The sequence below is a fragment of the Marivita sp. genome (assembly GCF_051251565.1).
Taxonomy (GTDB): Bacteria; Pseudomonadota; Alphaproteobacteria; order Rhodobacterales; family Rhodobacteraceae; genus Marivita.
Map to the genome: position 1 here is coordinate 169,395 of NZ_JBPOFB010000003.1, position 26,716 is coordinate 196,110.

Annotated in this window: 27 protein-coding genes and 1 tRNA gene; 13 read left to right on the forward strand and 15 right to left on the reverse strand. The window is 59.4% G+C overall.

The features are described 5' to 3' along the window. Window positions 1-77: 77 nt before the first annotated feature. On the reverse strand, window positions 78-794 hold the full coding sequence (locus ACSHXH_RS05500) for a response regulator (RefSeq protein WP_435670770.1): 717 nt from the start codon (window positions 792-794) through the stop codon (window positions 78-80). A gap of 127 nt (window positions 795-921) precedes the next feature. On the opposite strand from ACSHXH_RS05500, the gene mce reads away from it, so the two are divergent. After that, window positions 922-1,326: a methylmalonyl-CoA epimerase gene (mce, locus tag ACSHXH_RS05505; RefSeq protein WP_435670771.1), complete on the forward strand. Its 405-nt coding sequence runs from the start codon at window positions 922-924 to the stop codon at window positions 1,324-1,326. Window positions 1,327-1,362: 36 nt separating this feature from the next. Beyond that, window positions 1,363-1,659 carry a DUF1467 family protein gene (locus tag ACSHXH_RS05510; RefSeq protein ID WP_435670772.1) on the forward strand — a complete coding sequence of 99 codons (297 nt, stop codon included), beginning with the start codon at window positions 1,363-1,365 and terminating at the stop codon, window positions 1,657-1,659. Here ACSHXH_RS05510 and ACSHXH_RS05515 read toward each other — a convergent pair. The 3 genes from ACSHXH_RS05515 to ACSHXH_RS05525 form a co-directional block, all read right to left on the reverse strand. Beyond that, window positions 1,613-2,326 (reverse strand): EI24 domain-containing protein, encoded by a 714-nt coding sequence (locus ACSHXH_RS05515; RefSeq protein ID WP_435670773.1) that lies wholly within the window; start codon window positions 2,324-2,326, stop codon window positions 1,613-1,615. The genes ACSHXH_RS05510 and ACSHXH_RS05515 overlap by 47 nt on opposite strands. Beyond that, window positions 2,311-2,889, reverse strand: coding sequence for a nitroreductase family protein (locus ACSHXH_RS05520; protein ID WP_435670774.1), 579 nt, complete (start codon window positions 2,887-2,889; stop codon window positions 2,311-2,313). Before ACSHXH_RS05520 ends, ACSHXH_RS05515 begins: the two co-directional genes overlap by 16 nt. 183 nt (window positions 2,890-3,072) lie before the next feature. Beyond that, window positions 3,073-3,312, reverse strand: a complete 240-nt coding sequence (locus ACSHXH_RS05525; RefSeq protein ID WP_435670775.1) for a hypothetical protein — start codon at window positions 3,310-3,312, stop codon at window positions 3,073-3,075. Window positions 3,313-3,443: 131 nt separating this feature from the next. Between ACSHXH_RS05525 and ACSHXH_RS05530 the strand changes: the two genes are divergently transcribed. The 4 genes from ACSHXH_RS05530 (at window position 3,444) to ACSHXH_RS05545 (ending at window position 5,058) form a co-directional block, all read left to right on the forward strand. After that, window positions 3,444-4,169, forward strand: coding sequence for a M48 family metallopeptidase (locus tag ACSHXH_RS05530; protein ID WP_435670776.1), 726 nt, complete (start codon window positions 3,444-3,446; stop codon window positions 4,167-4,169). Between the two features lie 78 nt (window positions 4,170-4,247). Further along, window positions 4,248-4,502 carry a DUF6455 family protein gene (locus ACSHXH_RS05535; RefSeq protein WP_435670777.1) on the forward strand — a complete coding sequence of 85 codons (255 nt, stop codon included), beginning with the start codon at window positions 4,248-4,250 and terminating at the stop codon, window positions 4,500-4,502. Next, on the forward strand, window positions 4,499-4,795 hold the full coding sequence (locus tag ACSHXH_RS05540; protein ID WP_435670778.1) for a DUF6455 family protein: 297 nt from the start codon (window positions 4,499-4,501) through the stop codon (window positions 4,793-4,795). Before ACSHXH_RS05535 ends, ACSHXH_RS05540 begins: the two co-directional genes overlap by 4 nt. After that, on the forward strand, window positions 4,792-5,058 hold the full coding sequence (locus ACSHXH_RS05545; protein ID WP_435670779.1) for a DUF6455 family protein: 267 nt from the start codon (window positions 4,792-4,794) through the stop codon (window positions 5,056-5,058). The genes ACSHXH_RS05540 and ACSHXH_RS05545 overlap by 4 nt, the downstream gene beginning before the upstream one ends. Window positions 5,059-5,081: 23 nt before the next feature. On the opposite strand, the gene ACSHXH_RS05550 is transcribed toward ACSHXH_RS05545, so the two are convergent. Next, the gene (locus ACSHXH_RS05550) at window positions 5,082-6,062 is read right to left on the reverse strand and encodes a complex I NDUFA9 subunit family protein (protein WP_435670780.1); all 981 of its coding nucleotides are present in this window, start codon (window positions 6,060-6,062) and stop codon (window positions 5,082-5,084) included. Between the two features lie 151 nt (window positions 6,063-6,213). Between ACSHXH_RS05550 and ACSHXH_RS05555 the strand changes: the two genes are divergently transcribed. Both ACSHXH_RS05555 and ACSHXH_RS05560 read left to right on the forward strand, forming a co-directional pair. Next, a tRNA-Leu gene (locus ACSHXH_RS05555) sits at window positions 6,214-6,299 on the forward strand. Window positions 6,300-6,468: 169 nt separating this feature from the next. Beyond that, complete coding sequence (locus ACSHXH_RS05560) at window positions 6,469-7,425, forward strand: aldo/keto reductase (RefSeq protein ID WP_435670781.1); 957 nt, start codon at window positions 6,469-6,471, stop codon at window positions 7,423-7,425. Window positions 7,426-7,497: 72 nt separating this feature from the next. Here ACSHXH_RS05560 and ACSHXH_RS05565 read toward each other — a convergent pair whose 3' ends face one another. Both ACSHXH_RS05565 and ACSHXH_RS05570 read right to left on the reverse strand, forming a co-directional pair. Further along, the gene (locus tag ACSHXH_RS05565; RefSeq protein WP_435670782.1) at window positions 7,498-9,783 is read right to left on the reverse strand and encodes a TRAP transporter permease; all 2,286 of its coding nucleotides are present in this window, start codon (window positions 9,781-9,783) and stop codon (window positions 7,498-7,500) included. Between the two features lie 148 nt (window positions 9,784-9,931). Further along, a complete protein-coding gene (locus tag ACSHXH_RS05570; protein ID WP_435670783.1) occupies window positions 9,932-10,915 on the reverse strand; it encodes a TAXI family TRAP transporter solute-binding subunit in 984 nt (327 codons plus the stop codon). Between the two features lie 223 nt (window positions 10,916-11,138). Between ACSHXH_RS05570 and ACSHXH_RS05575 the strand changes: the two genes are divergently transcribed. Then, window positions 11,139-12,212, forward strand: a complete 1,074-nt coding sequence (locus ACSHXH_RS05575) for a tartrate dehydrogenase (protein ID WP_435670784.1) — start codon at window positions 11,139-11,141, stop codon at window positions 12,210-12,212. A gap of 6 nt (window positions 12,213-12,218) precedes the next feature. Here the strand turns inward: ACSHXH_RS05575 and ACSHXH_RS05580 are convergent, their stop codons facing one another. The 6 genes from ACSHXH_RS05580 to leuC form a co-directional block, all read right to left on the reverse strand. After that, window positions 12,219-13,193 (reverse strand): DMT family transporter, encoded by a 975-nt coding sequence (locus tag ACSHXH_RS05580; protein ID WP_435670785.1) that lies wholly within the window; start codon window positions 13,191-13,193, stop codon window positions 12,219-12,221. Between the two features lie 19 nt (window positions 13,194-13,212). Beyond that, on the reverse strand, window positions 13,213-14,319 hold the full coding sequence (gene leuB, locus ACSHXH_RS05585) for a 3-isopropylmalate dehydrogenase (protein ID WP_435670786.1): 1,107 nt from the start codon (window positions 14,317-14,319) through the stop codon (window positions 13,213-13,215). A 58-nt stretch (window positions 14,320-14,377) separates the two neighbouring features. Beyond that, window positions 14,378-15,292, reverse strand: a complete 915-nt coding sequence (locus tag ACSHXH_RS05590; protein ID WP_435670787.1) for an endonuclease/exonuclease/phosphatase family protein — start codon at window positions 15,290-15,292, stop codon at window positions 14,378-14,380. Between the two features lie 59 nt (window positions 15,293-15,351). Next, a complete protein-coding gene (locus ACSHXH_RS05595; RefSeq protein ID WP_435670788.1) occupies window positions 15,352-16,146 on the reverse strand; it encodes a hypothetical protein in 795 nt (264 codons plus the stop codon). A 356-nt stretch (window positions 16,147-16,502) separates the two neighbouring features. Continuing rightward, window positions 16,503-17,108 carry a 3-isopropylmalate dehydratase small subunit gene (leuD, locus tag ACSHXH_RS05600; RefSeq protein ID WP_435670789.1) on the reverse strand — a complete coding sequence of 202 codons (606 nt, stop codon included), beginning with the start codon at window positions 17,106-17,108 and terminating at the stop codon, window positions 16,503-16,505. Next, window positions 17,108-18,511, reverse strand: a complete 1,404-nt coding sequence (leuC, locus tag ACSHXH_RS05605; RefSeq protein ID WP_435670790.1) for a 3-isopropylmalate dehydratase large subunit — start codon at window positions 18,509-18,511, stop codon at window positions 17,108-17,110. The genes leuD and leuC overlap by 1 nt, the downstream gene beginning before the upstream one ends. A 276-nt stretch (window positions 18,512-18,787) precedes the next feature. Here leuC and ACSHXH_RS05610 point away from each other — a divergent pair, with 276 nt between their 5' ends. The 4 genes from ACSHXH_RS05610 to ACSHXH_RS05625 all read left to right on the forward strand — a co-directional run bounded on the left by ACSHXH_RS05610 (window position 18,788) and on the right by ACSHXH_RS05625 (window position 23,827). After that, window positions 18,788-18,919: a hypothetical protein gene (locus ACSHXH_RS05610; RefSeq protein WP_435670791.1), complete on the forward strand. Its 132-nt coding sequence runs from the start codon at window positions 18,788-18,790 to the stop codon at window positions 18,917-18,919. Between the two features lie 60 nt (window positions 18,920-18,979). Further along, on the forward strand, window positions 18,980-20,314 hold the full coding sequence (locus tag ACSHXH_RS05615) for a mechanosensitive ion channel domain-containing protein (protein WP_435670792.1): 1,335 nt from the start codon (window positions 18,980-18,982) through the stop codon (window positions 20,312-20,314). A 69-nt stretch (window positions 20,315-20,383) separates the two neighbouring features. Next, window positions 20,384-21,562, forward strand: coding sequence for an acetyl-CoA C-acyltransferase family protein (locus ACSHXH_RS05620; protein WP_435670793.1), 1,179 nt, complete (start codon window positions 20,384-20,386; stop codon window positions 21,560-21,562). Window positions 21,563-21,688: 126 nt separating this feature from the next. Further along, entirely contained in the window at window positions 21,689-23,827 is a 2,139-nt protein-coding gene (locus tag ACSHXH_RS05625) for an ATP-binding protein (protein ID WP_435670794.1), read from the forward strand. Here the strand turns inward: ACSHXH_RS05625 and yaaA are convergent. Both yaaA and recQ read right to left on the reverse strand, forming a co-directional pair. Further along, entirely contained in the window at window positions 23,812-24,591 is a 780-nt protein-coding gene (gene yaaA / locus ACSHXH_RS05630; protein WP_435670795.1) for a peroxide stress protein YaaA, read from the reverse strand. The two genes, ACSHXH_RS05625 and yaaA, sit on opposite strands and share 16 nt — an antisense overlap. Before the next feature lie 36 nt (window positions 24,592-24,627). Then, window positions 24,628-26,670 (reverse strand): DNA helicase RecQ, encoded by a 2,043-nt coding sequence (gene recQ, locus ACSHXH_RS05635; protein ID WP_435670796.1) that lies wholly within the window; start codon window positions 26,668-26,670, stop codon window positions 24,628-24,630. Window positions 26,671-26,716: the final 46 nt, after the last annotated feature.

A 26,716-nucleotide genomic window follows, 5' to 3' on the forward strand; every position in this document is an offset into this window, starting at 1 on the left:
CCGCCGACGTCACACAGTGCAAACGGCGCCCCCTTGGGGCGCCGTTTTTCACTTTCCGCAAGCCCGCGATCAAAAGGCTACATTGCCACGGCATCCTCAAGCCGCGCCTGCACAAGGCCGGACACCCGCGCGATCTGACCCGATAGCACCGATCCGTTTGACAGGGCCAACGCCAGATCAGACGCGGCGTCTTCCAGTTTGTCGTCCTCGGCCGTCCGCGCCACCCCGCGCAGAAAAAGCGTGACATAGTCGATCGTATTGCTGTCCACCGGGCCGCTCAAAATCTCGGCGATATGCGCCATATCTTCCCGAAACGCCACCGGATCGGGATGAATCGGATCGCTGCGAACCGGGCGCAGGCCGCAAGGCTGCTGGTCTTTGGGAAGATGCTGAAGGATCGCATTCTGAAACACGCCCAGATTTGCGATAGGCTTGGCCAGAAACCCATCCGCCCCGGCGGCATAGGCCACATCTTCAGCAAAGCTGTCGCCGCTGGTACCCAGAATGACCGACACGCGCGGAAGCGTATCTGACACCTCTGCAATCAGGTCGGCCCCGCTGCCATCGGGCAATCCCAAGTCAACAATCACCACCGAGGGGCGATACACCTGAAGATGCCGCCGCGCGGATTTCAGGCAATCGGCCCGCCGCAATCGCGCCCCGCTGTGCAAACACAACAGCCTGAGCGCGTCGCACGCATAAAGACTGTCCTCGACCGCAAGAATGGTTAAGCCCAGCAAGGGCCGCGTCACCGTGGGTCTGCGCATGTGGTCCAAAGCCTGATCGTCAATCATATCGCCCTCCATGAGTCGCTTCACTTTGGCGCGGGCGTGGCTAACAGGTCGTTAATGCGGCCATGGCTCTTGTCTGATTTTATCCACCAAGTGATAAGCGCGACAAAACAAAGACGGAGTGACCCAGATGATTGGACGTTTGAACCATGTGGCCATTGCGGTGCCCGACCTTGAAGCCGCCGCAAATCAGTACCGGTCTGCGCTTGGCGCGAAAGTCGGAAACCCGCAGGACGAACCTGATCACGGGGTGACCGTCATCTTCATCGAATTGCCCAACACCAAGATCGAACTTCTCTACCCGCTGGGCGACAACAGCCCGATCAACGGTTTTCTCGAAAAGAACCCATCAGGCGGCATCCATCATATCTGCTACGAAGTGGACGATATTCTGGCCGCGCGGGATCACCTCAAGGAAACCGGTGCGCGCGTTCTGGGCGACGGCACTCCCAAAATCGGCGCGCATGGCAAACCCGTGCTGTTCCTGCATCCAAAAGATTTCAACGGATGTCTGGTTGAACTGGAACAAGTCTGAAGCAGCCCCATCTTTGACGGGTAAAGGAGCACCCCCATGTCCGTAATGTCTGCCATCGTTCTGTTTGCCGTGATCTGGTTCATGATGTTCCTGATCATCATCCCCATTCGCCTTCAAACGCAGGGGGATCTGGGCGAGATCGTTCCAGGAACACATGCCGGTTCGCCCGAGGTCCACAACCTCAAGAAAAAGGCATGGATCACCACGGGCATCAGCTTTGTACTGTGGGTGATCATTGCAGGGATCATTCTGTCGGGATGGATCTCGGTCCGGGATCTGGACTACTTCAACCGGATGGGCCCCGCGCCTGAATTTGGTGATACAAGTGGGTGAACGTCGCCGCACCCAGGATCGGGATCACCAAGTTCACCAAAGGTAGGGAAAGCGGCATCGCCATGAGCGTACCGGCAATCCAGATTTTCCCCATATGACGCTTGCGCAGGGCTCTGGCCCCTGCGCGCCCTTCCCGACGCATCGCGGCAAGGGTGAAATATTCCCGACCCAACAGAAACCCGTTCAAGGCCCAGAAGATGAAAACCGCAAAGGGTGGAAACATCAGGTAAAGAATCACCGCAGGAATATTCGCAGCGATCAAAACACCCAGAAAATTCACCGTATCGCGTAACCCGTCGCCAAACGTGGCACGCGGGGCGGGGCTTAGATGCGGATAATGCCGGTCTTCGACAGCATCGGCCACATCATCCAGAAACAGAGATGTGATCGCAGACGCAACGGGCACCATCAGGAACACCGACAAAACCAGCATCGACACGAACGCGGCCCAACTGACCAGATCATTCAGCCAGGTCACCTCACCGATAAACGGCAACGTCGCCTCTGGCCCAAGCATGGCGTTCAAAAACCACATCAGTCCGGCGAAAAACCCGATCAGCAGGGCAAGGCCAAGGCCAACCCCCAGAATCAGAACCTTGCGAAAGCGCGCGTCCCCAAGCTGGCCCAAGGTCAGCAGAAAACTGCGCAAGATCATTTGGCCAGCCATGTGGTAATGGCCTCGATATCCGGGCGCGGGCGCTCGGGCGGAACTGCCGACGCAGTGCCGATATGGATAAAGCCCGCAACCCGTTCGTTGCTCGCCAAACCCAAAGCCTGCGCGCCAAAATCGCAATCATGCGCCGGCCAACCACTTAGCCAATTTGCCCCCCAGCCCGACGCAAGCGCCGCGTTGAGCAAGGCAAGACACACCGCGCCTGCGGAATAGGTCTGTTCAATGGCCGGGATTTTTTCGGACGGCTTTTGCACTTCGATCACCGCCACGCAAAGCGGGCTGTCGTCGAACTGTTTACGCGCCTTGGCGATGTCGTCATCTGACCGCCCCGTCGCCTGTCCACACGGCACAACCGCGTCTGCCATACGTCTTAGCGCGGCCCCCTCCAGCACGATAAACCGCCACGGCTCAAGCTTGCCATGATCTGGCGTGCGCGCAGCCGCGGTCAGGATCGGCACCAACGCCTCTCGGTCCGGCGCGGGTGCCTGCAAAAGTTTCGCCGGGCGGGACCGCCGCGTGTGCAAAAACTCCAGAACGGCGCTGTTTGGATCGGGCATGGGGCCTCCTGATTGGTCGCATGGAAACGCCCGGTTCGGCAAAACTCCGGGCGCGATTAAGATTGTGATAAGATGAAATCCTGATGAAGAACAGCCTGACACATCTCAGCCCATCATCACCCAACGCGTGCCCCGAACGCATAGGTCTGGCGGCCAGAGCAACCGAACCTGATCAGGCGGCACCTAGCCCGCCTTTTCCTCACGCGAATAGACGCCTTCGGGCAGGGAAATTGCCGCCGCAAGGTCGCGCATCTGCGACATCGAAAACGTGATCCGATTCACCTGATCTGTGCGCGGATCATATTGTTCGACTGTGATACATTCCTCGAACCCGTTGACGATGACGTCCTCCTGTAAGGGCCCATCACCTTCGTCCACAAGGGTCACAACGGTCGAGTCGAATTCGTGTTCTATGCTAAACATACACAAACCGTAGCGTGGGTGTCGGGCAAATGCCAAGGATCATGTGCGCAAACCCTCCGAAACGATTTGAGGACTGGAAGGGCGTGCACATCCGCCTTATTTCTTACGTTCTAGATACAAGGAACCCCATGATGCGCTGGCTTATCCTTCTGGCCTTCGCCGCGCTTGCGGCCTGTGATGTCACACCGACTTCCCCCTCGTCCGAGGCCCCCCCGCGCGCGCAATCAAGCCAGCCGCAACTGTCGCAACAGGACGCGCGCAGCCGGGCCAGCGTCGCAGCCCATCAATTCGTGTCTGTGGTCCAAACTGTGGAACCCGTGGCCGAACAAGAATGCCGTCGCCGCGCACCCGGAGCCAATTGTGATTTCCAGATCGTTGTGGATGACCGACCCGGCCAACCACCCAACGCCTTCCAGACCGTTGATCGCACCGGTCGGCCCATACTTGCCTTCAACCTTGCACTGATCGCATCAGTCGACAATGCCGATGAACTGGCCTTTGTGATGGGCCACGAGGCCGCGCACCACGTCTTGGGTCACCTTGCCCGCACACAGCAAAACGCAGCCGTCGGCGCGGTGATCCTGTCGGGGCTGGCCGCATTGGGCGGCGCAGATGCGGCAGCGGTGCAATCGGCGGAACAGATCGGCGCATCTTTGGGCGCGCGGACCTATTCCAAAGATTTCGAACTCGAAGCGGATCGTCTTGGCACCGTGATCACCGCAAAGGCCGGGTACAACCCGGTGCGCGGCGCGCAGTTCTTCAACAAGATCCCCGATCCCGGAAACAGGTTCCTTGGCACGCACCCGCCCAATGCGGCCCGCATGGAAATCGTACGGCGCACCGCTGCGGGTCTTTGATCCGACAAGTTGACCTGCATCAAAGATCGACACCGCATCCCATTCTACCCTTGGGTCACATCCATCGGGAGATATGGCATGTCCTACAACGCACAACGCGACGCGCACACGCAACTGGTCCTTGGAATGGCAGACCGTCAGGGTCTCGACCTTCAGGAGATGCTCCTGCGCGCAGAAATCTCAGAATCGCAGATCGAACACGCGGTGGACCGCTGTGTCGGCTGCACGCAGGCCAATGCCTGCAAATGCCTTCTGGACAGCACCACTTCGGCGTTGAACCTGCCCGAATATTGCCGCAACGGCGATCTGTTTCAGACGCTTGCATCGTCATGACAGATCAACCCCACACCGTGCCTTGGCGGCCTCTGGGCGACACCACGGTCCATTTCTGGCTGGTGCAGCGGATGGCCAAAACCTGTAACGTCAACACCGCACAGGCAGTGGCAGACGGCGCGCTCAAGACCCAAGACTGGGCAAACATGGTGCAACGTTGCCGGTCCTGCGAATGGACCGAAGGCTGTCAGCGCTGGCTCGACAACCACGACACCACCCAAACCGCACAACCGCGGGAAAGTTGCATGAACGCGAAGGTCTTGGAAACCCTCGCAAACGGAAAACCGTCATGATCAGCCACCGACTCGGCGATGCGGAGCTGCACTTCTGGCTCACCCGCAGCGTTGCCAAAGTCATGGGTATAAGCCTGACCGAAGCCATGTCCAACGGACGGCTCACTGCACAGGATTACGCATCTTTGGTGACCACATGTCGTGGATGCAACCGCGTCGGAACCTGCCAATGCTGGCTGGGCGAACAACTACAAACGTCACCCAGCGCACCTCCCGGATGCTTAAACGGCACCGCCTTGGCCACCCTCGCACACTGCAACTGACCCGGACTGTCAGGCCCTTCAGATCAGGTGCGCAGGTTCTTTGCACTTTCCTTGATCCCGGCATATTGCCCCGACGGGCGGAACCGCCACAGGTAATCGGGCAACACCGCTTCCAGCGCGACAGGTGTGATCCCCAGATCGGCAAAGGTCTTGACCCCGTCGCCGACAACATTGTCGTTGCGCAGGTTCTTGACCTGATCGCGGGTCACCATCGCCGGAATCAGACCAAAGCTGATCGTCTTGGCAAAATCAAACGACCACCCCATGATCGACGCCGCAAAAAACGGAATGTTCACGATCAACCGACGGCGACGGATCACCATAAGCATGTGCTGCATCAAATCACGGAACGTATTCACGTCTGGCCCACCCAGCTCATAAACGCCCGGCACAGCGCGACCTGTCACTGCAAGACACGCGGCTTTGGCCACGTCGTCTACATAGACCGGCTGGAACCGGGTCTCGGCTCCGACAACAGGCAGGATCGGCCCCATCCGCGTCATACCGGCAAAGCGATTGAAGAATTGGTCTTCATGTCCAAACACGATCGACGGGCGCAGAATGATGGCGTTTGGCATATGCTCAAGAACCGCCGCCTCGCCCAACGCCTTGGTGCGCTGGTACATGCTGTCACCGTCCGCATCCGCCCCGATGGCCGAGATATGCACCATGGTCGAAATGCCAGCCTCTGCGGCAAGCCGCGCGACACGGTCCGCACCATCGGCCTGAACCGCATCAAAGGTGTTCTTGCCTGCTTCGGCCAGAATACCCACACAGTTCACAACCGCATCCGCCCCCTGCATCGCAGCACGCACGCTGGCATCATCACGGATGTTGCACAGGATGGGTTCAACCTGCCCGACAACGCCATAAGGTTTCACAAAGATCGCTTCATTGGGGCGACGCACCGCAACGCGGACGCGCCATCCGTCTTTGGCCATCCGCCGCGCAATATAGCGCCCGACAAACCCCGAGCCGCCGTAAATCGTGACGAGTTTGGACATCAGAATGCTCCCGGTCATAGCTTGACTGACGTCTATCCCCGTCGCCTCTTGCGGGCAAGGTGTTGGATTGCCGCAAAGCATCTGCACAGCCGGTCAAAAAGTGCGTTGACACCCTTTGAGGACAGGATTACACGCCAGCTTCACGACACCTGCCCAGGTGGCGGAATGGTAGACGCGCTGGCTTCAGGTGCCAGTGGCCGCAAGGCCGTGGAGGTTCGAGTCCTCTCCTGGGCACCAGTCTTTCCCAAACACAATCATGGTGTTCCACCGCTTCCAAATCTGGATTGGGGGCTTCCCCTTGCCGATCCGCCATGCTGTGATCGCGCTGCGGGGAACTTCCCCGCGTCATGATGGGCTCGGAGGGACGGTTTTGAAGAAAAGACAATTGCTGCACTCAGGTAAGACAGTGTCCGAAGTGGGCCTTGGCTGCATGAGCTTTGCCGGGTTCTATGGCACCGCCTCCGAAGCCGATGCGCATGCCACGCTGTCTGCGGCGCTGGATCTTGGGGTTGATCTGCTCGACACCGCCAATGTTTACGGCCTTGGCGTCTCGGAAACCATGATCGGCACCTTCCTCAAGGGGGATGCCTCCAAATTCACCATCGCCACCAAAGCCGGGATCTGGCGCGATGAAGAACACGGGAACCGTGGCTTCAACAACAGCGCTGACCATCTGCGCGCAGAGCTTCACGGATCGCTGAAACGGCTCGGCGTGGAACACGTTGATCTTTTCTACATCCACCGCCGCGACCGCAATATCCAGATTGAAGACGTGATGGAGACACTTCTGGCGCTCAAGGCAGAGGGCAAAATCGGCGGAATCGGCTTTTCCGAAATATCGCCCGCGTCCCTGCGCCGCGCGTCTGCCATAGGACCAGTCGATGCGGTTCAAAGTGAATATTCGCTTTGGTCGCGCCTGCCCGATCTTGGCATGCTGAAAACCTGCAAGGATTTGGGTGTAGCACTGGTGTCCTATTCGCCCTTGGCCCGTGGCATGTTGTCAAGCATGCCCCCCAATCCCGCAGATTTCCTCGACAAGGACTTCCGCAAGAACAATCCGCGCTTTCTGGAACCGAACCTTGGGTACAACATCGCGCATGCCAAGACGTTTCAGGCCTACGCGGGCGATCACGGAACCACCGCAACCGCGCTTGCAATAGCGTGGGGCCTTGCACGGGGTGACCACATCATCCCCATCCCCGGCACACGCTCACCCGAACACCTGACCGAATGCGTTGCGGGCGCGTCCCTTGTGTTGACCGACACCATGATGGCCGAGATCGAAGATATCCTGCCCGCAGGTTGGGCGCATGGCGATCGCTATGCTGCCGAACACCAAAGCGGCCCCGAAGGCTATTGCTGACTCCGCGACACACCAGAACGCACAAGGCCGGACGCATCCGCCCGGCCTTGTGTAGATCTATGTCCGGCTGACTTAATCCGCGCCGCGCACCGGGATGCTGGCATTCGGATCAGGCCGCAGAACCTTCTGCACAAAGTAGATGCCCGCCGCGAGGCCCACACCGATCAGATCGGTGATCCAGCCGCCTTCGATCATGAACAGCGCCGCAAAGATCAGCATGATCCGCAGGAACCACGCCGACCGGCTGCCAAGGAACCACCCCTGTACACCCGAGCTCAGCAGGAACACCCCAAAGGTCGCCGTCACACCTGCGCGGGCGATCTGCGGCCATGTGCCGTCCATCAGGATCGCGCTGTTGTAAAAGAACATATAGGGCACGATGAACGCCGCAATGCCGATCTTGAACGACGCCACCGAGGTCTCCATCGGGTTCGCCCCGGAAATCCCCGCCGCTGCATAGCTGGCCAATGCCACAGGCGGCGTGATGGCCGACAAAACCGCAAAGTAAAAGACGAAGAAATGCGCGGTCAGCATCGGAATACCCAACTGCACCAGACCCGGTGCCACAACCGACGCCGCCACCGCATAGGCCGCAGTGGTCGGCATGCCCATGCCCAGCAGGATGGCGATGCACATCGCAAAGAACAGCGCAAGAAGCTGGCTCACACCCGCCAGATCAAGCAGAACGGACGAGAACCGCGCGCCCACACCAGTGAGCGAGATGACACCCACGATAATGCCCGCACAGGCACAAACCGCAATGATCTGGATCGACATGATCCCTGCCAGCTCAAACGCCTTGAGGATCGACCGAAGACCCATGCGATGCGGCGTGAACCACGACACCACCGCAGCGGCCACAGTGGCCAGTGTTCCCGCCCGGATCACCGAATAGCCCATGAACAGGGCCACGATCAGAATGATGATCGGGATGAACAGGTACACCTGACGCACCAACTTGTTGAACTTGGGAAGCTCGTCTTCCCGCATCCCGCGCATGCCCAGCTTGGCCGCCTCGAAATCGACCATGAAATAGATCGACACGAAATAAAGCACTGCCGGGATGATCGCTGCAATGGCGATTTCAGTGTACGGAATGCCCGTGATCTCGGCCATGATAAAGGCGCCAGCACCCATGATGGGCGGCATGATCTGGCCACCTGTCGATGCTGCCGCTTCAACCGCACCTGCCGTTTTCTTGTCGTAGCCAACCTTCTTCATCAGCGGAATGGTAAGTGACCCCGTCGCCACCACGTTGCCTGCCGAGGTGCCGTTGATCATGCCCATCAGACCGGACGCGAAAATGGCCACCTTGGCCGGACCACCGCGCGCGCGCCCAGCCGTCGCAAAAGCGAAATTGACAAAGTAGTCCCCCACTTTCGACGCCTGCAAGAACGCGGCAAAGATGATGAACAGGATGATATAGGTCGATGACACCGCCGTGGTCGGCCCAAGAATACCCGCATCGGAATAGACATGGCCGAAGAACCGCTGCCACGAATAGGGGTTCTGCACCGTCAGAATGCCGGGCAACAAATGCGCGGTAAAGGTATAGAGCAGAAAGACACCCGTGATGATGACCAAGGCCAAACCAGCGACACGGCGCGTCAGCTCAAGGATCATCGCCGCACCGGCGGTCGCCGCAAAGGCAACGCCAATCGGCACAAACGGCGTTCCGACCGAGTTCCGCGCAGCGGTGCCATAAATCGCGATCAGGTACATCGCCACAACAATACCGCATAGCGCCAGAACCACGTCAGACGCGGCAAACCGCTCGCGGCCGCGGCGTTCAAACCAGCCCAGAACAATCGCCCCAAAGGTCGCAATCAACAGCGGCACACCAAACCACCACACTTCGTTGGTGTAGATTTCAGTGCCCGGAAACGCACCCCAGGTGGTCAAGCCACTCATCTCGGGAAGCGTGCCAGACCCGATCAGGCTGCGGAACCCAATGGCGGTGCTGGCCGAAATCAAAGCCGGGACAATCAAAAGCGCCGCCAGAAGCGACATCAGGCGCGTTTCTTTGGGGGCCGTCTCGGTGTCCGAAAACGTGTGGGCGGAAAATAGCAAAAACCCAAGCGCAAGCGCACCGGAAATATGCACAATCCTGAAGTTCCATGTCTCAAGCGGGAACTGCGGCAAAAGCGGCACCTCGATCCCCGTCCAATCCGAGATCGACACACCGTTCAAAGCGATCATGTGGAACGCCGCATAAAGCGTCGCAAGACCGGCCATCAGCAGATAGGCGTTCCCCTCAAACATCCGGCGATTGCTTTCAACCGGTTCCTCGTCAACGCCTTCGGCTAGAATGGGCGCATCAAGGTCCTGATCGGTCGGCTCTGCCTTGGACTTTGTCATGGTGTATCCCCCGGTATGTGGCCGCAGTCTTGTGTGCGATACTCTGCTTATGGCCACCTTTGAAAAAGACCGCGCCCGCAAAAATCGGACGCGGTCTTGTTTTGACACTCATTTGAACACGCAAAACCCGTGTTCAAATCGCAGGCCGTTAGCCGCCGTGGATCATGTCAGTCGCGATGGTCGCGCCCGCGTTTTCCGTGAACCAACGTGCCGCACCGGGATGCCACATCATGACACCGTTCTTGTCCCAGTTTTCGGGCAGCGTGGATGTGGCCGCACGGTGGATGTTCACCATACGCTCATTGTCCGACATCACCACGTCAACAACCGCGTGGACAAAGCTTTCCGGCAGGTCACAATTGGCAATGGCAAAGTTCCACATCGACACAGACCGCGCCGGCGCTGTCAGCGTCTCATAGGCATCTGCCGAAATCTCGAAATTCGATACCGGGAAAGCCGCTTGGATCTTGGCCTGCTCTTCTTCGGTGAATTCGATGATGTTCACATCCGTTTGCACTTCAAGCTGTGAAACAGCAGGAACCGGAACGCCGGCGGCAAACGCGATCACGTCCAGAAGACCATCCTGAAGCTGACCACCAAGGTCGGACCAACCGCCATTGCGACGCTCAAAGTTGACGCCCAATCCTTCCATCATTCGCGGGAAGTAAGTGTCCGATGTCGAACCCGCAGGGCCGAAACCGATGCGTGCACCATCCGGAATTTCGGAAATCGACGTGATCCCGGACGAGCTGAGCGCTGTGACCGAGAACGGCGTCTGGTACATCGGGAACATCGCACATGCATTGGTCATCTGAAGACCCGGCGCGATCGGGTTTGTCCCAGCAAGCGATTCTGCCGCCGGACCCATTGTTGTCATGCCGAACTGCGCATCACCTGTGTGAACAAGCGCCATGTTCTGCATCGGGCCACCGGTGACTTCACCACCGCCCGACAGGCCAAGCTCTTCTGCCACAAGGTTCGCCCAGCCAGCGCCATACGCAAAATACGTGCCGCCTTGCGACGCGGTGCCAACGGTAAAGCTCTCGGGCCAACCTTCACGGTCCTGGGCCATCGACATTGTTGCGGCAACTGATGCGGCCACGAATGTACCGGTCAAAGTTGAAAACTTCATGTATTCCTCCACTGTTCGCGTTCTTTGAGCGCGCACGATATCACGCCCCCAGCGGTTCCTCCCGCGACGCATGCAATAGCGTATAAGGGGCAAGTTCTCAGTTTCAAGACAAAATGCTCTTTTGCGTAGCGTCAAAACAGGTCACTGGATGGCACCAGAAACCGTGGCCTGGCCCAAAGTCTGGGCCGCCCCGCACCACAGACAAACCCATCAGGAGACGCCCATGCGGACCCACAAGATTGCAGCCATTCCCGCCGACGGTATCGGACCCGAAGTGATCGACGCCGGGTGCACCGTTTTGTCCGTTCTCGCACAGCGGATGGGCGATATGCAGATCGACGTGACCCCCTTTGACTGGGGATCGGACCACTACCGCACCCACGGAGTGATGATGCCTGAAGATGCACTTGATCAGCTCAAACCCTTTGATGCGATCTATTTTGGTGCGGTGGGTGCGCCGGATGTGCCCGATCACGTCACGCTTTGGGGTCTGCGCCTGCCGATTTGCCAGGGCTTTGACCAATACGCCAATGTGCGCCCCACCAAGATCCTCCCCGGTGTCACCTCGCCTCTGCGCGGGGTCGAGGTCGGGGATCTGGATTGGGTCATCGTGCGCGAAAACTCCGAAGGGGAATATTCCGGCCATGGCGGTCGCGCGCACAAGGGCATGCCCGAAGAGGTTGCCACCGAAGTGGCAATCTTCACCCGCGTCGGCGTCGCCCGGATCATGCGCTACGCCTTCACGCTGGCCCAATCGCGCCCCCGCAAGTTCCTGACTGTCGTGACGAAATCCAACGCCCAGCGCTTTGGCATGGTCATGTGGGACGAAATTGCAGCCGAAGTCGCGCAGGATTTCCCGGACGTGACATGGGACAAGATGCTGGTCGATGCCATGACGGTGCGTATGGTTAAGAACCCGCAATCGCTCGACACGATTGTGGCCACCAACCTGCATGCCGATATTCTGTCCGATCTGGCAGGCGCGCTTGCCGGGTCTCTGGGCGTTGCGCCCACCGCCAATATCGACCCCGAACGCCGCTTTCCGTCGATGTTTGAACCGATCCACGGCTCGGCCTTCGACATCACCGGCAAAGGTATCGCCAATCCCGTGGCAACGTTCTGGACGGCCTGCCAGATGCTCGATCATCTTGGCGAAGCAGACGCCGCAGCCCGACTGATGCGCGCGGTGGAAAAGGTCTGTGCAGAGGGCATTGTGACACCGGATGTGGGCGGCACCGCGACAACGCAGGATGTCACTGATGCGGTCTGCGCCGCGATCCGCGGGGACAATACGTAACCGCGCTTAATCGTCCTCAGACCGTGGCTTGTCCCGGAACCGATCCGATTTCATCAACCCGCTCAAACGCAGGCTTGACGGTGTGCCGATCCGACTGCGCGTGCGCAAAACCGGCGTGTTCTTGGACCCACCGCCCCTGCTTTCGCGGAACACGATATAAAGACCCGACGCAATAATGATCATCGCGCCCAGCGCGGTGTAGAAATCTGTCGTCTCGCCAAAAAAGATCAGACCGTAAGCCGTCGCCCAAAGGATCTGCGAATACTGCATCGGCGCGACAATCGCCGCCTCTCCGGTCTGGTAAGCCGCAATGATGACCCGGCCCGCGATCCAGGCAAGAATCGAAATGATCGCCAACATCCCCAGATGTTCAATCGGCATCGGCTTGTAGACAAAGCCCAAAGCCGTCCCCATCACCACGAAATTGGCAACCATAGGATATAGCAACATCACAACCGTGCGTTCCTCTGCCCCGATCTTGCGCACCACGATCGACGCAAACGCCCCGCTGAACGCAGCCAGAATCGCGGCCCCGTGCCCAAGGGTCAGGTCGGTCGATCCGGGCCGCAGCACAACCATGACCCCGATCAGGCCGACAATCACCGCCATCCAACGGCGCAGGCGCACCGTTTCACCCAGAATAGGGATCGACAGCACTGTGATCAGCAAGGGTGTGGCAAACAGAATGGCGTAGGTCTGGGTCAGTGGCAGCGCTGAAAACGCGTAAAACGCACTGACGCCCGTGATCACGGCCCCAACCGTCCGCACCGCCATCCACCACGGATGCACCGGAACAAGAGTGCCGGGCTTGCCATCCTGCATCAGCATGATCGTCGCCAGTGGAAAGCTTAGCAAGACGCTGAAAAATACGATCTGAATGGGCGAATAGATTGCGCCCAGCGTCTTGATGAACACGTCGTGAGTGGAAAACAGCCCAAAGGCAATCAGGGCCAGCACAGCGCCTTTGACATTCGAAGACATGGCTGGCCCTTTCGTTTTCCTAGAGGCTGGCGTCCAATGCGGCGACAATGGCGTCGCCCATCTCGGTGGTGGACATCGGCGTGCCATCCTCGGGACCCATAAGGTCAGCGGTGCGCGCACCATTCGCAAGAACAGTTTCAATCGCCGCTTCCAGACGGGCCGCTTCGTCGCCCTGGTCAAAGGAATAACGCAGCGCCATCGCAAAGCTGAGGATGCAGGCAATCGGGTTCGCCTTGCCCTGACCGGCAATATCCGGCGCGGACCCGTGGACAGGCTCATACAGCGCCTTGGGCCGACCATTGGCCATCGGCGCGCCAAGGCTGGCCGATGGCAACATGCCAAGGCTGCCGGTCAGCATCGCCGCCGCATCGGACAACAGATCGCCAAACAGATTGTCGGTCACGATCACGTCGAACTGCTTGGGCCAGCGGCACAGCTGCATCGCGCCTGCATCGGCATACATATGCGACAGCTCAACATCCGGGTAATCCTCGTCATGCACTTTTTGCACGACTTCGCGCCAGAGGATGCCCGATTCCATCACGTTGGCCTTCTCCATCGAGCAAACCTTGTTGCCACGACGCCGTGCCAGTTCAAACGCCGACCGCGCCACGCGGTCAATCTCGGATTCGGTGTACCGCTGGGTGTTGATGCCCACACGCTCATTGCCTTCTTCGAAAATCCCGCGCGGTTCACCAAAGTAGATGCCGCTGGTCAGTTCCCGCACGATCATGATGTCGAGACCGGCGACAACATGCTTTTTCAGCGACGAAAAATCCGCAAGCGCGTCGAAACACTGGGCCGGGCGCAGGTTGGCATACAAATCCATCTCCTTGCGCAAACGCAGCAATCCACGTTCTGGTTTCACACTGAAATCCAGAACGTCGTATTTCGGTCCACCCACGGCCCCCAAAAGCACGGCATCGACCTCAAGCGCCTTGGCCATCGTGTCGTCATGCAGCGGCGTGCCATGCTTGTCATAGGCGGCACCGCCAACAAGGTCTTCGCTCACGTCAAACGACAGGTCGCGCTTTGCACCATACCAGTCGATGATCTTGCGCACCTCGGTCATCACCTCGGGGCCAATCCCGTCGCCGGGCAAAATCAAAAGCGAAGCGTTGCTCATTCTTGGGTTCCTTTGATCAACTGAGTTCTGCTTCGCCTAGCGGTGACCGGCCTTAGCGTCAAGGCAGCGGCACATCCGGCAACCTGATGTCTACCGTTATCAGCTTGTGATCCTGTTCTGGCTCCGCAGGCCAGACGGAGGCCGCGCGGAGACGCAGATCAGAGGACGGCAACAGATAGGACACCCGCATCGGACCGGGATCGTCCCAGTCCGCGGTGATCTGATCGGGAAGCGGATCCGTTAAATCCACCCGTGCCAGAAACGCGGCCATCGCGTCGCGGTATCCCTCGCCCCGCTGCGGATCAAGATTGGTGTTGGCCATAACCGCAAACGGCGCGCGCGGTGGGGCCCCATGCAACCCGTCAAGGATCTGCCCCCAAAGCCGCAATTCATCCAGATTGCGTCGCCCGTTGCGGTCTTCGGGACCATCAAACACCGGCGCACCGGCATGCCCGATCAAAAGTGAAAGCTGCCGCGCGCCGTCCCCCACCTCAATGGGCACAACCCAATGCCCGCCGCTGGACACCCGTTGTACGTCTCCCCCCGGATCACCGGGTTGGATATGGGTGCCCGGCAGATCGCGCCACAGGATATCGTTGAACGACCGAACGCCAGACAGGTCCAGCGGATAGCGCGACAGCACGGCCAACGCCTCTTGCCCCGGAAAGCGCCCAAAGGCCTGCGCATCTTCGGGTTCTCCAAACCGGCCATCGCCGTCCATATCCTGTGTGGTGGGTATCCCAGCGTTTGACCGAAGCGCGATCACATGGTCATACCCTGCATCGACGATCTGTGCGAAAGCCGTCAAAGCCGCTGCTTTGGCATCATAATCAAAACGGGTCAGAACAACGATATCTGCATCCGCGCGCCCAAGCGCTTCGGCCAATGCAACAAGCTCTGCCTCGCGCTTTTCCAAATCCCGAAGCAAAAGCCCCGGACCGTCACGCGACAGCGGCGCGTGCCACAACGCCAACCGCAGATCCTGTGCGCCGGCTGCTGACGCACAGATCAGCACAGCGGCACAAATCGCAATCAGACAAGCTGCAAATCGTCTTCCTGCGCATAGGCGCGGCGGCGCTTTTCCTCGATCAGCGCGGCGACCCGGAACAATGCGATACCGCGCATCATCAATGTCAGTGGCAAAAACGCCCATGCGCACAGCACCCAGATCAGGATCTCTGGCACTGCCAACACCGATGCATCGAACGCGCCGATCCAAAGCCGCAGCAAAGCCGGGATCAGGAATGGCAGCAAAAACCCTAAGGCGAGGTTAAAATGTGCGTCCCGTTTCAGGCGAAACAGCACATCGCGCCCCGATGTTGGGTCAAACAGCGGCAGGTTGATCCAAAAGTTGAACGCCTGCTTTCGGATCGGCCAGAAAATGAATCGCGCATGCACCCAGAACAGCAACAGCGCAATCATCGTCACCATCAGCAACAGGCTGGCAATGCTGGTCGCAAGGCCAACATTCACCCATCCCGACGCATCTGCGAACGTGATCGCCATCAGGCGGACCGGCGAATACGGAAAGTCGAGCATGGCCTGCGCGCTAAGCGCGAGGCTGTCCAGCAAGGTGATGGGCAAGGCCGCGTCCCGCTCTTGTCCCGCCACCAGAATAGACGCGAACCAAAGGCAAAAGAACAACGCCAGAAACCTCAGTCGGTTGAACGGCGGCGCGTTCCGGAACTCCAGAAAGGTTGGGTATTCGCTGTTATATTCCGCAAAGGTCACCACCGCGGCAATCAACGCGACAAGCGCCGCCATCTGCGCTGCATCGCTTGACGTGCCGGGCAACACCAACGATGGAATTGCTATCAAGAACGCCATCAATAGCGCACGCACAGCTGATCCTATGATCCGCTTGACCACTCTGGTTTCCCTTCAAATCGGACGGGCGCGATACGGTGCCGCACCCTTGTTCCGAATTTGTGCCGCCGGGATCGACGGACTGCCTCTACTCTGCCTCAGTTTTGCCCAAATTCGGCGAGCCACTCAACTCTGGTTGTGGACTATCCCTGTGAAATCATTGGACTCGTGCAAAAACTGGTGCGCGTTTACATCAACCTGCACCCAGCCATATGGGTGTGTCTGGGTTGAACACAACATCTTGTAGAACCTCTTTGAACTGCACAAAAAAAAGGCCGCCCCGAAGGACGGCCTTTCTATCTGCATTGCTTTGGGGATCAGACCCAAGGACGCGATTGGGACGCGTGCGCCTCAAAGGTGTCAATCGACGCGGCCTTTTCCATCGTCAGGCCAATATCGTCCAACCCGTTCATCAGGCAGTGCTTTTTAAAGCTGTCGACCTCGAACGCAAAGCTTTCGCCGTCAGAGCTGGTCACAACCTGGTTTTCCAGATCAACCGTCATCCGGGCGTTTGATCCTTTTTCGGCATCCTTCATCAGCACATCCACGGCCGCCTGCGGCAGCACGATGGGCAGAATGCCGTTCTTGAAACAGTTGTTAAAAAAGATGTCGGCAAACGAGGTCGAGATCACGGACTTGATCCCGAAATCCTTGAGCGCCCAAGGCGCATGTTCGCGCGATGATCCGCAGCCAAAGTTTTCACCCGCCACAAGGATTTCCGCCTCGCGGTATTGCGGCTTGTTGAGAACGAAACCGGGGATTTCCTTGCCATCATCGTCATAGCGCATTTCGTCGAACAGGTTCACACCCAAACCCGACCGCTTGATCGTCTTCAAGAACTGCTTGGGAATGATCATATCGGTGTCGATATTGACCAACGGCATCGGCGCGGCGATCCCTGTGAGTTTTTCGAACTTGTCCATTACATCATCTCCCGAACGTCGGTCAGTTTTCCGGTCACGGCTGCTGCCGCCGCCATCGCAGGCGACATCAGATGCGTGCGACCGCCCCGGCCCTGACGGCCCTCAAAGTTGCGGTTGGACGTGGCTGCACAGCGTTCGCCCGGAGCAAGCTGATCGGGGTTCATCGCAAGGCACATGGAACATCCCGCAAGACGCCATTCAAACCCGGCCTCTTTGAAGATATCCGCCAAACCCTCTTCCTCGGCCTGTGCGCGAACAAGGCCCGACCCTGGAACGACCATCGCCCGCTTTACAGCGATCTTCTTGCCCTTGAGGATCTCGGCCGCTGCCCGCAGGTCTTCGATCCGACCATTGGTGCACGATCCGATGAACACGGTGTCGATCTCGATATCCGACAATTTCTGCCCCGGTGTCAGGCCCATATAGTCCAAAGACCGCTGCGCTGCGGCAACCTTGCCACCGTCAAAGCTGTCGGCAGACGGTACTTCGGCGGTGATCGGCAGAACGTCCTCGGGCGAAGTGCCCCATGTCACAACCGGCGCGATGTCTTCGCCCTTGATCGTGACAACCTTGTCCCAATGCGCATCATCATCTGAATAAAGCGTCTTCCACCACGAAAGCGCTGCTTCCCACTGCGCACCCTTGGGGGCATGTGGGCGACCGTTGACATAAGCAAACGTCTTTTCGTCCGGCGCGATCAGGCCAGCGCGGGCGCCGCCTTCGATCGCCATGTTGCAGACGGTCATGCGGCCTTCCATCGACAGATCACGGATCGCTTCGCCGCAATACTCGATCACGTACCCGGTGCCACCGGCGGTTCCGGTCTTGCCGATCACCGACAGGGTGATGTCCTTTGCGGTCACACCGGGGCGCAGCTTGCCGGTGATTTCGACCTTCATATTCTTGCCCTTGCGCTGAATCAGCGTTTGCGTGGCCAGAACGTGCTCGACCTCGGAGGTGCCGATGCCATGCGCAAGCGATCCAAACGCACCGTGGGTGGCAGTGTGCGAGTCGCCACAAACCACGGTCATGCCCGGCAAGGTCCAACCCTGCTCGGGGCCAACAATGTGCACAATGCCCTGACGCACGTCGGACACGGGGTAATAGTGAATCCCGAAATCCTTGGCGTTCTTGTCCAGCGCTTCAACCTGAACGCGGCTGTCTTCGGTCATGGTTTCCGCATTCGCGCGGTCCAGCGTGGTCGGCACGTTGTGATCGGGAACCGCGATTGTCTTGTCCGGCGCGTGCACCTTGCGGCCTGCCATGCGCAACCCTTCAAAAGCCTGCGGGCTGGTCACTTCGTGGACAAGGTGACGGTCGATGTAAAGCAAGCAGGTGCCATCTTCGGCCTCATGGGCGACATGGGCATCCCAGATTTTATCATAGAGCGTTTTGGGGGACATATGTCCTCTCCCTTAAACTGTGTGGATGTGATGGTGGTGTCGGAGAAAGTTCAGGCGCAGCTGACTAGCCGCGCGAGCACTGTATGCGTCGCACCGAAGAAGCGTTCCCGCAGGCGGGCGCGTTCGTCCAGATCGAAAACCATTTCCATGCCCTGTGTCCTACATCATCGCCCCATCCCGCTGCAAGAGCGGCGCGCGCCTGCCTCGATGGGTCAAGCGCAAGAAAAGTGATCCAACCTCTGTTCTCCGTCGTAAAGAAAAAATTAAGGGGTAATTATGCTGACGAAACTCAACATCCTCAACTTGGGTCTGATCTTGGTCTTGATCGCAGGTCTTGTCTTGCACGCTGCGGGCGCAGACGCCGATATCGGGCCTGTTGCCTTGTCGTTGCCCTTTACCCGTTCGTAACCGGTTGCACTGTACGCGCGGCGGTGCAACGCTGCGGCAAAGCACTCAACCGGGCACAGAATGGATCCTGACGTCGTCACACCAGAAACGCTGACCGAAGTCACCCTTGGCCTTTACACTTGGGCCGAGTCCATGCTGCTCAGCCTGTTGCGCCCATGGAACGCCTATCAAATCCTGATCGCTCTGGGCTTGTTTGTCGCGGCGCATCTGATCACGGCCTTCCTCAAGCCGCGTATGCACACCTGGATGCGCACGCGCGAAGGCTGGCCAAAATGGCGGATGCGCGCGCTTGTGGTGTTTCACCGCCGCTTGCGCATGATGCTGTTCGTGGTGCTGATCTGGCTGGTCGTGGCGGTGATGCGGGAACTGACATGGCCGTCCCGATCCTACCTGTTGGCCATCATCGGCAACCTGTCCACCGCGTGGCTGTCCATCGCCTTTGCCACACGGCTGATCAAGAACGCCCTACTGCGCGGGATTGTCCGGTATGGCGCGTGGATCTGGGTCACGCTGTCGATCACCGGGCTGGCCGACGAAATGCAATCGCTTTTGGACAGCCTGGCGTTTTCGGTCGGGGACACACGGCTTTCGGTGTGGCTGGTTCTTCAGGCCGTCGTCATCGTGGCTACACTGTTCACGATTGCCCGCGTGGTCAGCAGCACATCCGCCGCCACGATCCGCAGCAACGAAGACATTTCTCCGTCGATGCAGGTGCTTGCGATCAAGTTCCTGCAAGTCGCCCTGTTTGGCACCGCGTTTTTCCTTGGCTTGCGCCTTGTTGGTGTTGACCTCAGCGGGCTGGCCTTCCTGTCGGGGGCGATTGGCCTGGGTCTGGGCTTTGGCTTGCAAAAAGTGGTGTCCAACCTTGTCTCCGGGGTGATCATCCTGCTCGACAAATCAATCAAACCGGGGGACGTGATTTCCCTTGGCGACACGTTCGGATGGATCAATTCCTTGGGTGCCCGCTACGTCAGCGTCGTCACCCGCGATGGCAAGGAATATCTGATCCCGAACGAAGATCTGATCACTGGGCAGGTGGTGAACTGGTCCCACTCCAACGAATTTGTCCGTCTCGATATCTATTTCGGCACCGCCTATTCCGACGACCCCCACAAGGTGCGGGACATTGCGATCAACGCCGCCAAATCGGTGGACCGCGTGCTTAGCTTCAAGGCCCCCGTCTGTCACATCGTCGGCTTCGGAGACAGCTCTGTCGACTATATCCTGCGCTTCTGGATTCGGGATCCCACCGGCGGGCTGACCAATATCCGGGGCAACGTGTACCTTGCCCTTTGGGACGCGTTTCAGGAACACGGCATTTCCATCCCCTTCCCGCAGCGCGAAGTCAAAATGCTCGACGGTTCAACGCTTGCGACACCATCGCTGCCTGACTGACGAAACGTTGCGGCTGACAGGATGATCCGCGTTCGGCATACTTCGCTCAATAGAACACGGGAGGCCAGCATGGCAGAAGAGATCGTAATCCTTGACGGTGCGCGCACCGCAATCGGCACCTTTGGCGGATCGCTTGCCGCGACGCCCCCGATTGATCTAGGGGCCGCCGTTGCCAAGGCCGCGCTGGAGCGGTCTGGCGTCGACGGCGCGCAGATCGGGCATGTGGTCTTTGGCCATGTCATCAACACCGAACCACGCGATATGTACCTGTCGCGTGTGGCTGCCATGCAGGCCGGCATCCCCGACACCACCCCCGCGATGAACGTCAACCGACTGTGTGGATCGGGTGCGCAAGCCATCGTGTCAGCGGTGCAAGCCCTGATGCTGGGTGATGCGGATTTTGCCCTGGCCGGTGGCGCCGAATCCATGAGCCGCGCGCCCTTTATCATCCCCGACCAACGCTGGGGCGCCAAGATGGGCGATATCGCAACGCGCGACATGATGCTGGGCGCGCTCAATTGCCCGTTCGGCACCGGGCATATGGGTGTCACGGCGGAAAATGTCGCCGCCGAACATGACGTCACCCGCGACCAGCAAGACGCGTTTGCCCTGACCAGTCAGGACCGTGCCGCCAAGGCCATCGCCGAAGGCCGTTTTGTCAGCCAGATCATCCCCGTCGAGGTTCGCAGAAAGCGCGAGATGGTGGCGTTCGAGACCGACGAACACCCCAAGGCGACGACCATGGACGCGCTTGGCAGTCTGAAAACTGTGTTTCAGAAAGACGGCACCGTGACCGCTGGCAACGCGTCGGGCATCAATGATGGTGCGGCTGCGATGGTGCTGGCCACCGCATCGGCTGCGGCCAAAGCCGGTCTGAAACCCAAAGCACGCATCCTGGGCTATGCCCATGCCGGTGTCCGCCCCGAAGTCATGGGCATCGGCCCGGTGCCTGCTGTGCAGAACTTGCTGGCGCGCACCGGCCTGTCGATCACCGATTTTGATGTCATCGAATCCAACGAAGCCTTCGCTGCACAGGCGCTTGCCGTGAACAAGGGGCTTGGCCTTGATCCTGCCAAGGTAAACCCAAATGGCGGGGCGATCGCCCTGGGCCACCCGGTCGGGGCCACTGGCGCGATCATCACCCTGAAAGCGCTTTACGAATTGGAAAGAATTGGTGGCTCCAAAGCGCTGATCACCATGTGCATCGGCGGCGGGCAGGGGATCGCGTTGGCCATAGAAGCCTTGTAAATACAACCCTTACGGGAAAACTTGCCCATGGGCAAGTTTTTCTCTTCCCCGCCATTTCGATCGAAGTGGTTAATCAAGTCTTCATCCTGATTGGCGAAATTCACCAGGACGGATTCGGAGACTGGAATGAGCTTTGCCAACAAATTGGCCGACGAACGCCGCGCGCGTTTGGCTGCGGAGCGCCTTCTTGAACTCAAGCAGGCAGAGCTGTTCGCGGCCAATCGCAAGCTGGGCAAACATGCGCAGCAGTTGAGCAATGAAATCGTCGAAACCCGTGCCGAGGTGGCGATGGTGCGGGGGGAAAACCAAAGGGTCCGCACCGAATTGGGGGTGGCCAACGAAAAGATCCAGATCGCGGAACGGCGGCTTTGGCATTCGATTGAAACCATTCAGGATGGGTTTGCGTTCTTTGACGCAGACAACCGGATGATCGCTGCCAACCGTGCCTATCTCGCGGTGTTTGACGATCTGGAAGAGGTGACACCGGGCATCACCTATCCGCGCATCCTGCAACTTTTGACCGAAGAAGGCATCATCAATATCGGCGATGAGCCCCCTGCAAACTGGCGCGCGCGGATGCAGGACCGCTGGCAACAGGAAGCGCCCGATCCGATGGAAATCCAGCTTTGGAACGGCGAACATATCCGCATCTTTGACCGGCGCGGACCAACGGGCGATGTGGTGAGCCTTGCTCTCAACATTACCGAAAGCGTGGAATACGAAGACCAACTGCACGATGCGCGCGAACGCGCAGAAGCCGCCAACCGGGCGAAATCGGCCTTCCTTGCGAATATGAGCCACGAGATCAGAACCCCGATGAACGGGGTTGTGGGCATGGCTGATCTGCTGACTGCAACCCAGTTGGACAGCGAACAGCGCCTGTTTGTCGAGACGATCAAACATTCCGGCGAGGCGTTGTTGGTGATCATCAATGACGTGCTGGATTACTCCAAGATCGACGCCGACAAACTGGTGCTGCATCCCGAACCGTTCGACCTTGAAAAGACCCTGCACGAAGTGGTGATGCTTTTGCAGCCGACCGCGCGGGGCAAGGGTCTGTCGCTCAGGATCGACTATGACATCCTGCAACCCACCCGCTTTGTCGCCGATCCCGGCCGCATCCGTCAGATCATCACCAACCTGATGGGCAACGCGGTCAAGTTCACGCTTGAAGGTCACGTTCTGTTGCGCGTGGTGGGCAAGGCAGCAGCCGGTGACAGCACTTCCCTGACCATCACCATCGAAGACACCGGAATCGGCATTGCGGCGGATAAGGTGGATCATGTGTTTGGCGAATTCAATCAGGTTGAGGATGATCGCAACCGCCAGTTCGAAGGCACAGGGCTTGGTCTGACGATCACCAAACGGCTTGTTGAATTGATGGGCGGAGAGGTCTGGGTCACATCCGAACAGGGCGTGGGAAGCTGTTTTGGCTTTACCATCACCCTGCCCCGCGATCTCGAAAGTGGTGCGACCGTTCCAATGCTTGATCCCTTGATTCAGCGGATTCTGGTGATCGACGAGGTCGACAAGGATGATACAACCCCCTTGGTCAACCAGATCAGCGCCTTGGGCGGCAAGCCTGTTTTATGTTCAAACCCAGCAACGCTTACCACAGCGCAGATCGACGCGGTGAACCTGACGGTGCTGGGGCTTGACCCGGACAGCGCGCTGTTTGCCCCCGCCATCGACGCGCTGCGGCGGGTTGCGCCCAATGCGCCGGTTCTGTCGCTGTCGCATGATCCGGTTCGGGTGGCGGATGCAGGGCTGACCCGTGTCACAACGATCCAGCGGCCCTATGCCCGGACCGTCCTGCATGACGCCATCACCGCAACCTCGATCCACGCCGCGCCTGTCACCGCGACCTGCCCGCGCACCACCCGGCCCAAGGTGCTGTTGGCCGAAGACAACCGCACCAACCAGCTCGTCTTTCGCAAAATGGTTGGCACACTTGATATCGACCTGGCGATTGCGAATGACGGGTTTGAGGCGGTGGCCGCGTTCGAGGCTGATCGCCCGGACGTGATCTTTATGGATATCTCGATGCCCGGCATGGATGGCAAAGAAGCCACCGCCAAGATACGCACGCTTGAAGGGGCTGGGCCGCATGTGCCGATCATAGCCGTGACCGCCCACGCGATGGACGGAGACCGCGACATGATCCTGCAAGCGGGGTTGACCGACTACCTCACCAAACCGCTGCGCAAAGACGCGCTGGTTGAAAAGCTCGAACTCTACTGTCCGCCCCGTCAGTTGGCGTCGTAGGGGCGCACAAACACGGGTTTGTCGGGGTCGGACAGGTCTTCGCGGTAGCCATAACCGCCCAGATCGAAATCAAAGATCCCCGCCGGATCAGTCAGCCGCTTTTGGACCATGAACCGGGCCATCGCGCCGCGGGCTTTCTTGGCATAGAAACTGACGATCTTCGGCCCCTTGCCGTCGCCTTTGTCTTCCATAAACGCAGGCGTCACGATCCGCAGGCCCAGCGCTTTGGGCGGCACCGCGCCGAAATATTCCTGACTGGCACAATTGACCAGCGTGTCGGTGTTCAGGCCGTCGGCCTGTGCTTTCAGCTCGGCCGCGATCTGGTCGCGCCAATAGTCGTACAGGTTGCCGCCGCGCCGGGTTTTCAACCGGCTGCCCATCTCAAGGCGGTAGGCCTGAATGCCATCAAGCGGACGCAACACACCGTAAAGCCCGGACAGGATGCGCAGGTGGTCTTGCGCCCAGCGCATCTCATCAGTGTCCAGTGTGTCGGCCTCAAGCCCCTGATACGTGTCGCCGGCAAAGGCCAGCGCAGCGGGACGCAGGTGATCTTGCGGCGCCTCGTCCGCGTAATCGCGGAAGCGGTCGCGGTTGAGCTTGGCCAGATCATCGCTCAGGTGCATCAGGGATTTGAGATCACCCAGCGTCAGATTGCGGGCGGATTTGGCAAGGCGGTTCGCGTCCTCAAGGAACACGGGTTCGGTCAGGGTCACGTCACGTTCGGACCAGTCAAGACGTTTGGCCGGGGAAATCACGACGAGCATGGCAGCACCTTTGTTCTTTGGACGTACCCAATGGATTTAGTCCGCGCCGCGCAGAACGTCCAGAAACGTCTCGGCAAAGCGGTCTGCACGGCGATCCCCGATGATGCGGGCAATCCCGGATTCATCACGCGGTTTGCTTTGTGCCAGCTTGGCCAATTGCCCTGCCTCGCAGGACATCGGCTTGAGCGTGCCGCATTCCCCGCGCACCAGCTGTGACTGGGCGACCAGCAGCGCGTCATACACGCTGCCCGCGCCGCTGGTGGCCAGCTTGCGACGCGCGGGGTGGGTGTCGGGCACATCCCCCGCAATCACGGCAAGGAACGCCCGCCCGTAGCGTTCAAGCTTCTTGGCGCCCACACCATTGATCCGGGCCATATCGTCCAGCGTTTTGGGACGGGTTTCGGCCATTTCGATCAGCGTCTTGTCGGGGAAGATCACATAGGCCGGAACAGATTGTTCCTCGGCCAATGCGCGGCGCTTGGCCTTGAGCGCAGACAGAAGCGGCGCGTCTTCATCGCTGACCAGCGTGTGTACCTTGGGGCGGCGTTCGGTTGCGGCCTCAAGGCTGTCGCGGCGCAGGTTGATCGACGCCTCACCCCGCAGAATAGGGCGGGCCGCTTCTGTCATGACCAGTGCGCCATGGCGCTCAGAATCCGGGCGCATCAGATCATGCCCCATCATCTGCCGGAACACCGCCTGCCATTCACCGCGTTTAAGTTCGGTGCCAATGCCAAAGGTGGGCAGATTGTCATGGCTGCGTTGCAGCACCTTGTCGGTTTTGGTGCCCAGCAGAATGTCGATCAGATGCCCGGAGCCAAAGCTTTCGCCGGTGCGCAGTGCCGCAGACAGTGCCTTGCGCACCGCTTCGGTTCCGTCGAACACCTCGGCGGGTTTGTCGCACAGATCGCAATTACCACAGGTCACATCGCTTTCGCCGAAATAGCCCAGCAGCGTCTTGCGCCGACAATCCTGCGCCTCGGCCAGACCAAGAAGCGCGTTCAGGCGACCGTGATCGGCATGCCGGCGCTCGGGCGGGGCGTTGCCTTCGTCGATCTGGGACCGGCGCAGGCGGATATCATCCGATCCGTACAGCGTCAGGGTTTCGGCTGGTGCGCCATCGCGGCCACCGCGTCCGATTTCCTGATAATAGGCTTCGATGGATTTCGGCAGATCGGCATGGGCAACCCAACGGATATCGGGCTTGTCGACGCCCATGCCAAAGGCCACGGTAGCCACAACGATCAGCCCGTCCTCGGTTGCAAAACGCGCCTCAACGCTGCGGCGCGCGTCCGGGTCCATACCGCCGTGGTAGAAACACGCAGTGTGCCCCTCGGCATTGAGCGCTTGTGACAGTGTCTCGGTTTTGGCGCGGGTGCCGCAATACACGATGCCAGACTGGTCTTTGCGGGCGGCGGCGAATTGGAGGATCTGCTCGCGCGGTTTGTTTTTGGGGGCAAACATCAGGTGGATGTTGGGCCGGTCAAAGCCACGCAGGAACGCGCGCGGGGCCTGCCCGTCAAACAGGCGCGCGATGATTTCTTCCTGCGTTTCGGCGTCCGCCGTTGCGGTAAACGCAGCCAGGGGCACATCCAGCGCGCGGCGCAGTTCACCGATGCGCAGGTAATCAGGGCGGAAATCATGGCCCCACTGGCTGACGCAATGGGCCTCGTCCACAGCGATCAGCGACACGTTTGCCTGCCCGAGCATCCGCTGCGTGGCGGTCGAGGCAAGGCGTTCAGGCGCGAGGTAAAGCAGTTTCAGCGCACCGGAATGAAGCATGTCCCAGACGGCATCGTTTTCTTCGTCCGTGTTGGCCGAGGTCAGGGCACCCGCGTTCACCCCCGCTTCGCGCAGGCCGCGCACCTGATCGCGCATCAGCGCAATGAGCGGAGAAATCACCACGGTGACGCCGTGCCGGACCAACGCGGGCAACTGGAAACAAAGCGATTTACCACCGCCGGTGGGCATGATCGCCAGCACGTTTTCGCCTTGCGTCACAGCCTCCACGATCTCGGACTGGCCGGGACGGAAGCTGTCGAATCCAAAGACATCCCGCAGAATTGTATCTGCGTCCGTCATATCGCGGGGCATGTTGGGCCTGTCGGGTTTTTACTATATCTGCTCT

Coding starts and splice junctions, on each gene's coding strand:
- ACSHXH_RS05500 (WP_435670770.1), bottom strand. CDS start 794: ATGATTGACGATCAGGCTTTGGACCACATGCGCAGACCCACGGTGACG.
- mce (WP_435670771.1), top strand. CDS start 922: ATGATTGGACGTTTGAACCATGTGGCCATTGCGGTGCCCGACCTTGAA.
- ACSHXH_RS05510 (WP_435670772.1), top strand. CDS start 1,363: ATGTCCGTAATGTCTGCCATCGTTCTGTTTGCCGTGATCTGGTTCATG.
- ACSHXH_RS05515 (WP_435670773.1), bottom strand. CDS start 2,326: ATGGCTGGCCAAATGATCTTGCGCAGTTTTCTGCTGACCTTGGGCCAG.
- ACSHXH_RS05520 (WP_435670774.1), bottom strand. CDS start 2,889: ATGCCCGATCCAAACAGCGCCGTTCTGGAGTTTTTGCACACGCGGCGG.
- ACSHXH_RS05525 (WP_435670775.1), bottom strand. CDS start 3,312: ATGTTTAGCATAGAACACGAATTCGACTCGACCGTTGTGACCCTTGTG.
- ACSHXH_RS05530 (WP_435670776.1), top strand. CDS start 3,444: ATGCGCTGGCTTATCCTTCTGGCCTTCGCCGCGCTTGCGGCCTGTGAT.
- ACSHXH_RS05535 (WP_435670777.1), top strand. CDS start 4,248: ATGTCCTACAACGCACAACGCGACGCGCACACGCAACTGGTCCTTGGA.
- ACSHXH_RS05540 (WP_435670778.1), top strand. CDS start 4,499: ATGACAGATCAACCCCACACCGTGCCTTGGCGGCCTCTGGGCGACACC.
- ACSHXH_RS05545 (WP_435670779.1), top strand. CDS start 4,792: ATGATCAGCCACCGACTCGGCGATGCGGAGCTGCACTTCTGGCTCACC.
- ACSHXH_RS05550 (WP_435670780.1), bottom strand. CDS start 6,062: ATGTCCAAACTCGTCACGATTTACGGCGGCTCGGGGTTTGTCGGGCGC.
- ACSHXH_RS05565 (WP_435670782.1), bottom strand. CDS start 9,783: ATGACAAAGTCCAAGGCAGAGCCGACCGATCAGGACCTTGATGCGCCC.
- ACSHXH_RS05570 (WP_435670783.1), bottom strand. CDS start 10,915: ATGAAGTTTTCAACTTTGACCGGTACATTCGTGGCCGCATCAGTTGCC.
- ACSHXH_RS05575 (WP_435670784.1), top strand. CDS start 11,139: ATGCGGACCCACAAGATTGCAGCCATTCCCGCCGACGGTATCGGACCC.
- ACSHXH_RS05580 (WP_435670785.1), bottom strand. CDS start 13,193: ATGTCTTCGAATGTCAAAGGCGCTGTGCTGGCCCTGATTGCCTTTGGG.
- leuB (WP_435670786.1), bottom strand. CDS start 14,319: ATGAGCAACGCTTCGCTTTTGATTTTGCCCGGCGACGGGATTGGCCCC.
- ACSHXH_RS05595 (WP_435670788.1), bottom strand. CDS start 16,146: ATGGCGTTCTTGATAGCAATTCCATCGTTGGTGTTGCCCGGCACGTCA.
- leuD (WP_435670789.1), bottom strand. CDS start 17,108: ATGGACAAGTTCGAAAAACTCACAGGGATCGCCGCGCCGATGCCGTTG.
- leuC (WP_435670790.1), bottom strand. CDS start 18,511: ATGTCCCCCAAAACGCTCTATGATAAAATCTGGGATGCCCATGTCGCC.
- ACSHXH_RS05610 (WP_435670791.1), top strand. CDS start 18,788: ATGCTGACGAAACTCAACATCCTCAACTTGGGTCTGATCTTGGTCTTG.
- ACSHXH_RS05615 (WP_435670792.1), top strand. CDS start 18,980: ATGGATCCTGACGTCGTCACACCAGAAACGCTGACCGAAGTCACCCTT.
- ACSHXH_RS05620 (WP_435670793.1), top strand. CDS start 20,384: ATGGCAGAAGAGATCGTAATCCTTGACGGTGCGCGCACCGCAATCGGC.
- ACSHXH_RS05625 (WP_435670794.1), top strand. CDS start 21,689: ATGAGCTTTGCCAACAAATTGGCCGACGAACGCCGCGCGCGTTTGGCT.
- yaaA (WP_435670795.1), bottom strand. CDS start 24,591: ATGCTCGTCGTGATTTCCCCGGCCAAACGTCTTGACTGGTCCGAACGT.
- recQ (WP_435670796.1), bottom strand. CDS start 26,670: ATGACGGACGCAGATACAATTCTGCGGGATGTCTTTGGATTCGACAGC.